Below are 12,998 nucleotides of genomic sequence, written 5' to 3'. Positions count from 1 at the left end.
ACTTAAATGAATATTAGGAGAAAAAATGGTGAATATAAGAAATAAAAATGGGTTTACCATCGTTGAAATAATAGTAGTCCTTGTCATTCTTTCAATTTTAGCTGCGATTGCTATACCATCAGTAACAGGATATGTAGATGAAGCTAAAAAAGCAAGTATTATACAAGAAGCCCATGGTATTTATGAAGCAGCACAGGTTGCTGCTACAAAATGCTATGCAATAGATAAAGAAGAGTTTGAAAATAAAGCAGCCTTTAAATTTAAATATAGATTACCTGCAGACTTCCCTCATTCCAAGACTAATGATGATAAAGTGGCAAGAGTATCTGATTCCTTGATGAGTTACGGGCAAGCAAATCCCAGTAAATATCTTAGCAATAGCTACAATGGCGCATCATTTATTGATAAAGAGATTGTAAAAAATGTATTACATTTTTTACAAAGTGATCATAAAGATTCTGCTGTTTATAGGTATAAAAAATTATCGGATTGTCTAAATGGTAAATCACTTAATGAATACTCTCCCAGCAAAGAAAACGGGTTTGCAATTAATATTTTTTATAATGACAAAGGAAAAATAGAAGCCTTGAATTTTGCAAGAGAAAATTATATGGTCACTATTTATAATGGAAAATTAAATTGTGTTAAAAATGGCAAGTCAATCTTCTCATATCAATAATTGTAACTAACAAAAAACCAGGATAGCAATTATACTGAACCTCCTAAGTTGTCCAACTTTTTCGGTTCACTTCACAATCCTGGTTTTTATTTTTGATTATTAACTATTTGAAATCTTACAAATAATAACAAACAGTCAATAAACTTAACCTCAATGAGTATAAAATCTAATGCTAAAGTATTTTACCCTTAATCCTTTTATTCTGTTCTTAATGCTTTAACCGGATCTTCATGTGAAGCTTTTCTTGCTGGAATCAATCCTCCAAGCAATGTTAAACATACACTTAATGCAATTAAGATGATAGCTCCACCAATTGGTAAAACTGCATTAACACTGTTATTATCAGCAATACTATGAATCAACATATTACCAGGTACCAATAAAATCAGTGTAATACCAATACCTAATAATCCCGATAATAACCCAATAATAAATGTTTCTGCATTAAAGACTTGCGAGATATTGCCTTTAGACGCACCCATAGCACGCAAAATACCGATTTCTTTTTTACGTTCTAATACACTAATATAAGTAATAACTCCTATCATAATTGAAGAAACAACTAATGAAATGGCTACAAAGGCTATCAGTACATAACTAATAACATTAATAATATCAGTAACGGATGACATGATTGTCCCTACATAGTCAGTGTAAGTAATGACTTTATCTTCATCCACTTTTTTCATCTTTTCATTATATTTTTCTAAGATATCTTTTACTTTTTGTTTTGTTTCAAAATCTTTAGGATAGAGATTAATTGCACTTGGTTTATCATAATTTGCATATCCCAAATGAGTTAAATTACTATCATAAGATGTTGTTTCAGTTTGCATCATAGAAACAATAAGTTCTGATAATTCATCTTGGGACATATTCATTTGAAATGCTTGTGCTAGTTTCTTTTCATCTACACTTATGGCTTTAGGAAACTGACTAGCAAGATGACCCATTTGTTTTGTCAGTTGTGCTTGAATGGTTTGTTCAAGTACCTTACTGTATTGAGACATCATGGTTGACATTTCTTTGGATAGTTCATTTTGAAACTGTTCTGCAAGACCACTTTCTTGTATCAATTTTGTCATTTCATTTTGAATCAATGTTTGAGCTCTTGATGTCTGTAAGTAGGCATTAAAATAGATTTCCATTTTAGTAGGATCTTGATAATTATTTTCTACTAAATACTTTTGAAAGTCCTCAGTTATCACTTTAACAATGTGATCAGTTTGTTCCTTTGACACATTAAATTTAACTTTAGACATCATTTGATTGATATCAATAGCAGGTAACTGAGATGTATCTATTTGACTTAAATCTATGCTTTTTGTATCAAATGACAATTTACTTTGATCTATTTTAAAGGCTTCCTGTATCTTTGATTGATCAACTTTAATTAAAGAATTCATATCAAAGTTATTCTTTTGCTGATAGTCAAAGCTTTTATTTGTAAATACATCAATATCAGGATGAGCAAGTTGTTTTTTAACAATTTCACTTTGATTAGCTAGATTGATAACATGACGAGTAAGGGTTGCCGGATAAGCAATACCCGGTTTTAACATTGTTGCACTTGTATCATCTTTAGGTTGCACTACACCAACAATCTTGATATCTTCACCATTTTCAACTAGAGATTGCATATAAGCCTGATCGTCTTTTTTATTTTTATAAACTTGATATTGATCATCGTATTGATAATAATCACTTGCATTAACAAGTTTAAATTGTTTATTTAACATATCTTTATAGGCATACGTATCTTTAATTTTTACTTCATCTATTTTTTCTTCTTTAGAGAATTTTTCAATCATTGAATCTAATTCACTAAAATCTCTTAGTCCTAAAGTATAAAGCATAAAATCACTCATAGAACCATTACTATTTAAAACAAGAACACATTCATTATATTTTTTAGGCCAGTTTCCTGCCTTAATATCATATTGATTTTCGTAAAGACTTGATTGATTTGGCATTTGATAAAAAACATCAGTAGACATCATAGATGACATCATTGAATTAGAACTTGTTGAAGAACCTAAACCAATTGATTTAAATGATTGATCTGGATGAACTTGTCTAACTTGTTGACTATTATAGCTATAAATTTGTGGTATAGCGTTATACGTATATTCAATAGAATTCGTATATTGATTGATATGATCTGGATTTTTATCTAAATAACTTTTTAATGATTTTAAATCATTAGATCCTATTGTAGATAACATGCCAGTTACCATAGAAGAAACATATATTTTTGATTTATCTTTCTTTTTTTGACTATCACTTTGACCATTACTCAACATAGAAGACATATCAAAACCGGTATTTTGTATTTGTAATGGATATTCTGATAATGTCTCTTCTTCTATTGATTTGACATATTGATTCACTCCCGTTGATAACGAAAGAATTAAAGCAATGCCAATAATACCAATTGATCCAGCAAATGAAGTTAATAATGTCCTTGCTTTCTTTGTCTTTAAGTTATTAAAACTTAAAGACAAAGAAGTTAAAAAGTTCATTGAGGCTTTCCCCATTGTACGATGACGAGGAGGTACAAGATGCTTTTTGTCTACATCATAAGGATGTGAATCACTACAAATAACCCCATCTTTTAATTCAACAATTCTTGTTGCATAATCTTTTGCTAGTTTGGGATTATGCGTTACCATCACAACTAAACGATCTTTAGCCACTTCTTTTAGTAAATCCATGACTTGAATACTAGTATCACTATCTAAAGCACCAGTTGGTTCATCAGCCAATAAAATATCAGGATCATTAACTAATGCTCTGGCAATGGCTACCCTTTGCATTTGTCCCCCTGACATTTGATTTGGTTTTTTATGACCCTGATTTTCTAAACCTACTTTTTTTAATGCTTCTAATGCTCTTTTTTTCCGTTCACTTTTGGAAATACCAGATATTGTCAGTGCTAATTCAACATTAGCTAAAACTGTTTGATGGGGAATGAGGTTATAACTTTGAAAAACAAAACCAATCGTATGATTACGATAAGAATCCCAATCTCGGTCTTTATATTGTTTAGTCGAAATTCCATTAATAACCAAATCTCCTCGATCATAACGATCTAGACCACCGATAATATTTAATAACGTTGTTTTACCTGAACCACTGGGTCCTAATATCGCAACAAACTCATTATCTCGCAAATTTAAACTGACATTATTTAAAGCAACTTGTACTAAATTACCAGTCTTATACTCCTTATAAATATTTTTTACTTGTAACATTCAATTTCTCCTTACCCTTATTTAGAGTCATTATACTCACTTATTATTAACTTTTCATGAATATAAAAAAATAGAGTATTGAATACTCTATTCTACATCATATGCAATTAAATCATCAAAAGTCTGTCTTCTAATAACTTCTCTTGATTTTCCTTGATAAGTAAAGACCACGGCTGGCTTAGGTAATTGATTATAGTTAGAAGACATTGAATAATGATAAGCTCCTGTTGAAAACATTGCTAAAATATCTCCCGGTTGCGGATCTTGTAATTTAATATCTTTAATTAAAATATCTCCTGATTCGCAGTTCTTACCAGCTACAGTTACTAAAGTATCTGCCGGTTCACTTGCTTTATTAGCGATAATAGCGTCATATTTAGCTTGATATAAAGATGAACGAATGTTATCTGTCATCCCACCATCTACACTAATATAATCTCTAATATCTTTAATATGTTTATATGAACCTACTGTATATAAAGTAATTCCTGCATTACCTACACAATAACGACCTGGTTCTACTAATACCATTGGTCTCTTTAAATTTCTAGCATCGAAGCCTTTATAAATAATATCCATAATCGTACTCACAACATAATCAAATTCTAGTGGTTTATCAGCACTTGTATATTGAATACCAAATCCCCCACCAGCATTTAATTTATTGATGACAATACCAAAAATATCATAAATTTCATAAGCAATATCAACGAATTTATTCATCGCTAAAATATAAGCTTGAATATCTTCAATTTGACTACCTACATGGCAATGAATACCATCAAAGTTAATATGTGGTGCATCAATGACTTTTTTTATTGCTTTTAAATAAGTGTTATCATGGCTTGAAAAACCAAATTTAGTATCTTTAGCACCTACACGAATATAGTCATGACCACCAGCATAAACACCCGGTGTAATTCTAACAATACCATTAACAGTAACATTTAATCTAGATGCGATTTCTTCTACTAATTTAATTTCATAGAAGTTATCGATTACAAAGTTTTCTACTCCGTTTTCTAATGCATATTCAATTTCTGAAGGTAATTTATTATTTCCATGGAAATAAATCTTTTTAGGATCAAATCCTGCTTTTAAAGCTACTGAAATTTCTCCAGCACTTACACAATCAATTCCAATCCCATATTCTTTAGCTATTTTATAAATAGCTAAACAAGAAAATGATTTAGAAGCAAATAAAGGTAAAGCATTTTCATATTTATCAATCATTTTTGTTTTTAATGTATTGAATTGATTTCTGATATGTCCTTCTGACATAACATATAATGGTGTTCCATACTGTTTAACTAAATCTAAAGCATTCACATCATCTATGTATAAGTTATTATTCTTAATTTGTGCAAATTGTGTTTGTAAAACCATATATCCCCCTAATATAACGTTTTTAACGTAAATAAACCACTCTCTTTATCTTTTAACGCTAAAGCAGCAGCAATCGCTCCTTGAACAAAAACATCTTTAGATAAAGCTGTATGTTTAATTTCAATAATTTCATCAAGCCCGGCAAAAATAATATCATGTTCACCAAAAATCGTTCCCCCACGAATAGCTTGTAAACCAATTTGTTCATGTTTTCTTTTTTCATGTAATGAACTACGATCATAAACAGGCTTTGTTTCTTTAATTTCTTCTTCCATTACTTCATAAAGTAATTTAGCTGTACCACTAGGTGCATCAATCTTTTGATTATGATGTTTTTCTAAAATTTCAATATCATAACCATTATCATAAAATTCTTTAGCCACTTGTTTTAAAATCTTTGTTACCATTTGAATACCAAAACTTGTATTGTAAGATTGGAAGATAGCAAGTTGTTGACTTGCTTCTTCAATCTTAGCGAGTTGTTCTTGGCTATATCCTGTTGTAGCGATAACTAATTTAGATTTATTTTTTAAAGCATAAGTTAAAATATCATCTAAATTATTAGGATGTGAAAAGTCAATAATCACATCTGCTTGATCTTCAACCTCTTTTAAACTGTTGTACATATTTTCAGGTGCTTTTTCATCAAATTCATAAGAAACAATCCCAATTAAATCAAATTGTGGATTTTCTCTTAACTTATGAGCCACCTTTTTTCCCATTAATCCATATCCATATAATATAACTTTCATCTTAGTACCCCAATTTTTCAAATGCATCCATTGCATCAAATAATTTTTGTTTATTTTCTTGAGTAGTAGGAAGCAATGGTAAACGTACTTGTTCACTACAAATACCCATTTTAGCTAATGCAGCTTTTGGCATAATTGGATTAACATCAATAAATAAATAACGTGATACAGGATCTAAAGCATAAGCTAATTTTTGAGCTTCTTTTAAATTACCATTTAAGATAAGTTGTGTTAATTTTTCAACTTGACGAGGATATAAGTTTGAAGTTACTGAAATAACGCCTTTCCCTCCAGCAGCCATAAATGGCAAGATATTGTCATCACATCCAGAATATAAATCAAAATCTAAATCTTGTGTTTTATTTAAGATTTCCATTGCATAAGCAATATTATCTGTCGCATCTTTCATAGCAACGATATTTTTATGTTTAGCTAATTCTACAACTGTATCTACTTGAATATTTAATCCTGTTCTTCCTGGAACATTATATAAAATCATAGGAATATCAACTGCATCAGCAATAGTAGTATAATGAGCAATTAATCCTCTTTGACTTGTTTTATTATAATAAGGAGTCACGACTAAAATAGCGTCTGCTCCTTTTTCTTTAGCATAACGTGCTTTCTTTAGTGCTGTTTGTGTATCATTAGAACCAGCGCCACAAATAACTTTTACCCCTGTTCCTTTAGCAAGTTCCATTGTGATATCTAATAATTTAAATTCATCATTAATATGAATGGTTGCTGTTTCACCCGTTGTTCCATTAACTAATAAAGCTTGAACACCTCCATCAATCATTCTTTGAACTTGTCTTTTATACCCTTCATAATCAATACTTCCATCATCAAACATAGGAAGTACAAGTGCAACTGCACTACCTTCAAAAATAGCCATAATTTCCTCCTATAAGTTAAATTCCAATTTTAATTTTTCTAAAGCTAAATCTAATGAATCTTTATCAATAACAAATGAAATAGTACGTTTACTTGTTGTTATTTGATAAAAATGAATGTTATTGTTTCCTAATACTTCAAAACATCTTGCTGCTGCACCCGGTGTTGTTTCAATTAATGGTCCCCCTACAGCAACTTTAGCAAATGTTCTTTTTTGATAGATTTCAATTGAAGTGAATTCTTCTTTTAGATTAACAATAGCTTCATTTAATTTTAATTGAAACTTTGCATCTAAAGTAATTTCAATTTGCATTGAATCTTCTAACATAACTTGTGATATCATATCAATATTAATATCTTGTTCCTGAATAATTCTAAAGATTCTTGCTATCATCTTTGGATGTTTAGGTACATTTAATAATTTTAATTGAATAATATCATCTTCATAACTTTTTGCTTCTACTATATTTTCCATGACTTTACCTCTCTTCCCTATTATATTCTTTTTTTCAATAACTATATATACTTTTTTATAAAAAATGTTGCAATGGTTATCATTGCAACATCTATTTGAGATTCTAACAATGATAGCCCAACATTACTTAAGTAATGACAGTTAATTAGGTATTCCCTAATTACCCAGGAATTCATCATATGCAAATAATGAACCCTTCGGCAAGCGTTCCGCCCTCTTTATCTCGTTGCATCGTATAACAAAGAATTTTTAACAACCTGCGCCTCTATCTAACTTGTATACAATATAGCATATTCAACTCTAATAAACAATGAAAATATCAAAATAATCATCATTTATAATACAAAAAAACTGGGATACCCCAGTTTTAGATTTTAATAATCACTTCTCTTGCTTCTCTTAAAGCATCAATAGCTCTTCTTGCTTTAATAGCATCACCAATAACATATTGTTCTTTAACAAGATTTTCTTTAAATGGTTGGTTTGCTTTTGAACCTAAAGCTAAAACGATACTATCAAATCCAGAAAATGTTTCTAGACACCCATTATGTTCAATTTCTACACTATTTTCACTAATAGATTGTACTGGACTTTGGGTATAGACTTTAACATGATTTTCTTTAAAGCTTTCCATTAAGAAGATGCGATGTTCACTAACAATATCACCAGCAATATCATCTTTAGCTTCAATTAATGTAACATCATAACCACGATTAGCTAAATAATCAGCTGTTTCACAACCAACTAAACCACCACCGATAACTAATGTCTTTTTACCACATTGACTTTGACCATCTAATACATCAATAGCATGTAAACAATGATCAACCCCTGTAATTGGTGGGACTAAAGGCGTTGCCCCTGTTGCTAGAATTAAGACATCTGGATTCATTTCTTTAATCATGCCTTCATCTACTGCTTGACCAACATGTAAATCAACATGATATTTGTAACATAAAGCAATATAATTACGTACCATTTGCGTAATATCACCTTTACCTGGTGGCACAGCAGCTAAACGCATTTGTCCACCAAGAACTGTACTTTTTTCATATAAAGAAACTTGATGTCCTTTTTTAGCTAGATTGTAAGCAGCGAATAAACCTGCAACACCCCCACCTACAACCATCACTTTTTTAACTTCTTTACATTTTTCATCTAGATGTTCTTCATATCCAACAAATGGATTAACTAGACATTCAATTGGATTACCTTTAAACATATTTCCAACACAACCTTGAAGGCAGGCAATACATGGTGTAATTTCATCAAAAGCATTGGCAGCTGCTTTATTTGGAAAATGAGGATCAGCAATAGATTGTCTTCCTAATGCGACCATGTCTGCATAACCTTTTTTTACAACTAATGAAGGTAAAAATGGATCATTATAACGACCTACAGTAATAACTGGAACACTAACAACATCTTTAATTTTCTTTACATGATCTAAATTAAATCCTTGATGAACAACAGTTGGCGCCCACATATATTCATCTTTTAAATGAATACTACGAGAAACATCAATAGCGTCAATTCCTAATGATTCCAAGTAGCTAGCAACCATCATTGAATCTTCAACTGTTAATCCTCCAGGTGTTTCATCACAACTATTAATTCTTGCTAGAACAGCTATATTATGACCAACTTTACGGCGAATGTTTTCAATAATTAATCTTGGTAAACGCATACGATTATAGAAACATCCACCAAATTCATCGACTCTTTTATTTGTTTGTGGAGAAATAAAACTTGATACAAGATAACCATGAGCCATATGAATTTCAACAGCATCAACACCTGCTTTCATTGCTCTTAAAGCGGCATCGCCATATAATTCTACTAATTCATAAATTTGTTCATTGGTCATTTCTAAAGGAATATCTTTATTAAATGATGCTTGAATACGGGATGCTGATTTTAAAGGATGCCCTGCTGCTTTAGCACTTCCCTCAGGACCTGCTTGTTGTAATTGAACCATCAATTTTGATCCATATTGATGACAAGCATCTGCTACTTTCTTTAGTGCTGGAATTTGTTGATCATCAAATAAACAGTGTTTTCTAGGACCACCTTTAGCAGTAGGATCAATAACTGTAGCTTCTACAGTAATCAACCCAAATCCACCTTTTGCTCTTTCTCGATAGTAAGCTAAAGAACGATCACTTAATTCACCACTGGCTATCGCAAAGTTATTAGACATAGGTGGCACAACAAAACGATTATTGACTTTCATAGGACCGATTTGAATCGGTTTAAACATTTCTTTGTACATAACATTCCTCTCCTTGTTAAACATTTCACATTAAATATAACGAGGTTTTCCTGTATTTTCCAATATATTATTTTTATTCAATGTATAGAAAAATTCTATAGATTATATTATGATAATGTGTGGTGATCAATATGAATATTAATCAATTATATTATTTTCAAACTTTAGCTAAATACCAGCATTATACAAAAGCAAGTCAAGAACTTTATATTTCTCAACCCAGTTTAACTCACGCAATTAAAGAATTAGAAAAAGAAATTAATTGTGTTTTATTTGTTAAAAAAGGCAGAAATGTTGTTTTAAGTGATGAAGGTAAAACATTTTTAAAATATGTTAATCAAAGTCTTTCTATATTAGAACAAGGTGTAAACGAAATAGCAAATAAAAATAAAGATCAACAACATGTCATCCAAATCAGTGTCATTGCCACGATTATCAATTCTTATTTAACACCTGTGATCAAAAAATTAAATGAACAAAATATTAAAGTTCAATTTAGAAGTGAAAAGACTTTAGATATTATTGAAGGGATAAAAAATAATAAATATGACTTTGGTATTTGTTCTAAAATAGAAGATTCTCATTTAACATTTTTACCACTTCTATATGAGGAATTAGTCTTGATTACTCCTAAGAATCATCCTCTTAATAGCTTAAATAAAGTTACTTTTGAAAATATTGCACAATATCCTTTCATTACTTACCTTGAACAAATCGCTATATATCATAATATTATGGATATCTTTAAACAGCATCATTTAAAACCGAATATTATCTATAATCTTGACGATGAAACATCTATAGCCAGTATGGTCTCTTTAAACTTTGGGGTGGCTATTGTCGCAAAAAATGATTTACTAAATCCTTTTAAAGATATTAATATTATTCCTTTAGATCTTGATCAATCAGCTAGAACCATTTATTTAGCTTATAATTCAAACACTAAGTTATCTTCAACATGTAAGTACGTGATTGATTACATGATTAATCATGAAAAAATAGTAGATATCAAATCATGATATCTACTATTTTTCTTCTAATAAATGATATTGATGTTCCCAAGGACTAGAAATAAAATACTGAGCTGCTTGTCTTGCTCCCTGCAAATCCATATATGTATAATTTCCACATTCTTCCATCTTAGCTCCTGGAATTTCTTGATCCCATGAAGCTATTTTTTCATATACGTCCTTTACAATATTTTTCACAACTTCTAAATCTAAATCTCTAACAATCAAATAAAATCCCGTCATACATCCCATTGGACCAAAATAAATGACTTGATCTTTATAAGGACCATTTCTCAGTAATGTTGCACCAATATGTTCAATAGTATGAGCTGCTTGAGGATTCATTGCCGGCTCTACATTAGGTTGTGTCATTCTAATATCATAAGTAATCAAATCACCATCTATTCTTGATACATAAAGTCCTTTTTTTAATAAACGATGATCAACACTAAAACTTGTTATTCTTTCCATGTTTTATCCCTCTTTCTCTTTTCCATGTCCAACATTTTTTCTTATAGAAATAGTAAGATGCAATCCTAACTGATGTCAAGTTTGATTTTTATTACTTTATTGTTAAATGAAATACTTGTACTGCAATATTAAAATAAACAAGAATAGAACATGTATCAACAATAGTTGTAATAAGCGGTGATGCCATAATAGCGGGATCTAATCCTATCTTATTAGCGAGTAATGGTAAGACACAACCAATTAATTTGGATAAAACAACTGTAACAATAAGTGATAACGCTATAACAAATGCTATATCTACATTTTGATACATCATGTAAATTCTAATACCATTAGCTAGAGCTAGAATACCACCAACTAATAAAGCTATACGAAATTCTTTGAATATAACTTTAAAAATTTCTCTGAAATGTATTTCATTTAATGCAATCCCTCGAATAATCAAAGTCGAACTTTGTGAACCGCAATTTCCCCCTGTATCCATAAGCATAGGAATAAAGGAAACTAATAATGGTATGGTCTGAAAAGCGTCTTCATATCGGGTAATAATACTCCCTGTTAAAGTAGCTGAAAACATAAGAATTAATAACCACACTATGCGATGTTTAGCATGTTCTAATACCGATGTTTGAAAATATGATTGATCATTAGGTTCAACAGCTGACATTTTTTCAATATCCTCTGTTGTTTCATCTACCATTACATCCATCACGTCATCAAATGTAACAATACCAACCATCATCATTTCATCATCTAATACTGGTAAAACCATTAAATCATATTTCCTAAAAATTTCTATTACTGCTTCTTGATCAGTATGGGTATAAACATACTGATTGTTTTTATTCATGATTTCCGTTATTTTTTTATTTTCATCACTAAGTAGTAAATCTTTAGTAGAAACAACACCTAAAAGTTCCTTATTTTGAACAACATAACTTGTATAAATTGTTTTTGAAGATATTCCATTTTTTTTAATATATTCCAATGCTTCACCAATTGTATACTCTTTTTTTAAAGATATAAATTCGGTTGTCATAATCGAACCGGCACTATCTTTAGGATAACTAAGCAATTGATTAATTGTCTCTCTTTGATTTTGATCAATATGATTTAAAATACGCATAACTAGATTGGCAGGTAATTCTTCGATGATATCAACAAGATCATCCATATATTGGTTTTCGATAACATCAATTAATTCTTTTTCACTAAACATCTCTAATTGTTTTTGAGTACAATGATTAAAATTTACAAATACTTGTGCTGCTTTCTTTTTTGGAATTAAGCGAAATACTAAAGCACAATCTTTAATATCTAATTGTTCTAGAAGACAAGCTATATCTGTTGTATTGTTTTGATTTAATAAAGTATGTAATTGTCGATATTGTTTGTTTTTTAATAAATTTAATAATAATTCCTTTTTCATTTTTATTCCTCCTTATTTTATCTTTTGCATTCTGACAACTTTCATCCATATAGCTCACCTCCTATAAAAAAACATCATTGCCTGAGCAATGATGTATCTGTTCATTCATTCGTTCAAGCTTTAGTATCACAGGGCATATAAATTACATTAAATAAAGCCTTCTCGACTTCATCTGTTAACCAGCGTATTGTGTCTCCACAATTTTGCGGCAGTAATCTTAGGATATCCAAATCCCTGCGGTAACCTCACCTACCGTTTATTATTTAATTCATTATATTGATAAAATGATAAATGTCAATAAATTTGAAAAAAAAGACTAAAAGCCGAAGTGAACTGAACCCAATTTGTTGGACAGATGAATTTCAGATAGTAACGA

At 30.1% G+C, this 12,998-nt stretch carries 10 protein-coding genes and 2 riboswitches; of the genes, 2 read left to right on the top strand and 8 right to left on the bottom strand.

From position 1 onward, the window contains the following. The first annotated feature begins 25 nt into the window (after positions 1 to 25). On the top strand, positions 26 to 679 hold the full coding sequence (locus DWZ53_RS03970) for a prepilin-type N-terminal cleavage/methylation domain-containing protein (RefSeq protein ID WP_118432213.1): 654 nt from the start codon (positions 26 to 28) through the stop codon (positions 677 to 679). 197 nt (positions 680 to 876) lie between these two features. Here DWZ53_RS03970 and DWZ53_RS03965 read toward each other — a convergent pair whose 3' ends face one another. The 6 genes from DWZ53_RS03965 to DWZ53_RS03940 form a co-directional block, all read right to left on the bottom strand. Beyond that, complete coding sequence (locus DWZ53_RS03965) at positions 877 to 3,933, bottom strand: ABC transporter ATP-binding protein/permease (RefSeq protein WP_118432211.1); 3,057 nt, start codon at positions 3,931 to 3,933, stop codon at positions 877 to 879. Positions 3,934 to 4,020: 87 nt separating this feature from the next. After that, positions 4,021 to 5,319: a diaminopimelate decarboxylase gene (lysA, locus tag DWZ53_RS03960; RefSeq protein ID WP_118432209.1), complete on the bottom strand. Its 1,299-nt coding sequence runs from the start codon at positions 5,317 to 5,319 to the stop codon at positions 4,021 to 4,023. Positions 5,320 to 5,327: 8 nt separating this feature from the next. After that, complete coding sequence (dapB, locus tag DWZ53_RS03955; RefSeq protein ID WP_118432207.1) at positions 5,328 to 6,071, bottom strand: 4-hydroxy-tetrahydrodipicolinate reductase; 744 nt, start codon at positions 6,069 to 6,071, stop codon at positions 5,328 to 5,330. 1 nt (position 6,072) lies between these two features. Next, positions 6,073 to 6,966: a 4-hydroxy-tetrahydrodipicolinate synthase gene (dapA, locus tag DWZ53_RS03950; RefSeq protein ID WP_118432205.1), complete on the bottom strand. Its 894-nt coding sequence runs from the start codon at positions 6,964 to 6,966 to the stop codon at positions 6,073 to 6,075. A 9-nt stretch (positions 6,967 to 6,975) separates the two neighbouring features. Further along, the gene (locus tag DWZ53_RS03945) at positions 6,976 to 7,440 is read right to left on the bottom strand and encodes an ACT domain-containing protein (protein WP_118432203.1); all 465 of its coding nucleotides are present in this window, start codon (positions 7,438 to 7,440) and stop codon (positions 6,976 to 6,978) included. A gap of 105 nt (positions 7,441 to 7,545) precedes the next feature. After that, positions 7,546 to 7,716, bottom strand: a riboswitch (Lysine riboswitch). 91 nt (positions 7,717 to 7,807) lie between these two features. Then, entirely contained in the window at positions 7,808 to 9,712 is a 1,905-nt protein-coding gene (locus tag DWZ53_RS03940; protein WP_199589055.1) for an FAD-dependent oxidoreductase, read from the bottom strand. A 131-nt stretch (positions 9,713 to 9,843) separates the two neighbouring features. Between DWZ53_RS03940 and DWZ53_RS03935 the strand changes: the two genes are divergently transcribed. After that, positions 9,844 to 10,731: a LysR family transcriptional regulator gene (locus DWZ53_RS03935; protein WP_118432201.1), complete on the top strand. Its 888-nt coding sequence runs from the start codon at positions 9,844 to 9,846 to the stop codon at positions 10,729 to 10,731. Between the two features lie 6 nt (positions 10,732 to 10,737). Here the strand turns inward: DWZ53_RS03935 and DWZ53_RS03930 are convergent, their stop codons facing one another. Both DWZ53_RS03930 and mgtE read right to left on the bottom strand, forming a co-directional pair. Then, positions 10,738 to 11,193, bottom strand: coding sequence for an S-ribosylhomocysteine lyase (locus DWZ53_RS03930; protein ID WP_118432199.1), 456 nt, complete (start codon positions 11,191 to 11,193; stop codon positions 10,738 to 10,740). Between the two features lie 91 nt (positions 11,194 to 11,284). Beyond that, the gene (gene mgtE, locus DWZ53_RS03925) at positions 11,285 to 12,622 is read right to left on the bottom strand and encodes a magnesium transporter (RefSeq protein WP_118432197.1); all 1,338 of its coding nucleotides are present in this window, start codon (positions 12,620 to 12,622) and stop codon (positions 11,285 to 11,287) included. Between the two features lie 97 nt (positions 12,623 to 12,719). Then, a riboswitch (M-box (ykoK) riboswitch) is annotated at positions 12,720 to 12,886 on the bottom strand. Positions 12,887 to 12,998 lie beyond the last annotated feature (112 nt).

Source organism: Coprobacillus sp. AF33-1AC (genome assembly GCF_003475785.1).
Taxonomy (GTDB): domain Bacteria; phylum Bacillota_I; class Bacilli_A; order Erysipelotrichales; family Coprobacillaceae; genus Faecalibacillus.
This window is presented reverse-complemented; position numbering and strand designations above follow the sequence as displayed.

Bases quoted from the DNA above. Each gene is read 5' to 3' on its own strand.
- DWZ53_RS03970 (WP_118432213.1), top strand. From the start codon at position 26: ATGGTGAATATAAGAAATAAAAATGGGTTTACCATCGTTGAAATAATA.
- DWZ53_RS03965 (WP_118432211.1), bottom strand. From the start codon at position 3,933: ATGTTACAAGTAAAAAATATTTATAAGGAGTATAAGACTGGTAATTTA.
- lysA (WP_118432209.1), bottom strand. From the start codon at position 5,319: ATGGTTTTACAAACACAATTTGCACAAATTAAGAATAATAACTTATAC.
- dapB (WP_118432207.1), bottom strand. From the start codon at position 6,071: ATGAAAGTTATATTATATGGATATGGATTAATGGGAAAAAAGGTGGCT.
- dapA (WP_118432205.1), bottom strand. From the start codon at position 6,966: ATGGCTATTTTTGAAGGTAGTGCAGTTGCACTTGTACTTCCTATGTTT.
- DWZ53_RS03945 (WP_118432203.1), bottom strand. From the start codon at position 7,440: ATGGAAAATATAGTAGAAGCAAAAAGTTATGAAGATGATATTATTCAA.
- DWZ53_RS03940 (WP_199589055.1), bottom strand. From the start codon at position 9,712: ATGTACAAAGAAATGTTTAAACCGATTCAAATCGGTCCTATGAAAGTC.
- DWZ53_RS03935 (WP_118432201.1), top strand. From the start codon at position 9,844: ATGAATATTAATCAATTATATTATTTTCAAACTTTAGCTAAATACCAG.
- DWZ53_RS03930 (WP_118432199.1), bottom strand. From the start codon at position 11,193: ATGGAAAGAATAACAAGTTTTAGTGTTGATCATCGTTTATTAAAAAAA.
- mgtE (WP_118432197.1), bottom strand. From the start codon at position 12,622: ATGAAAAAGGAATTATTATTAAATTTATTAAAAAACAAACAATATCGA.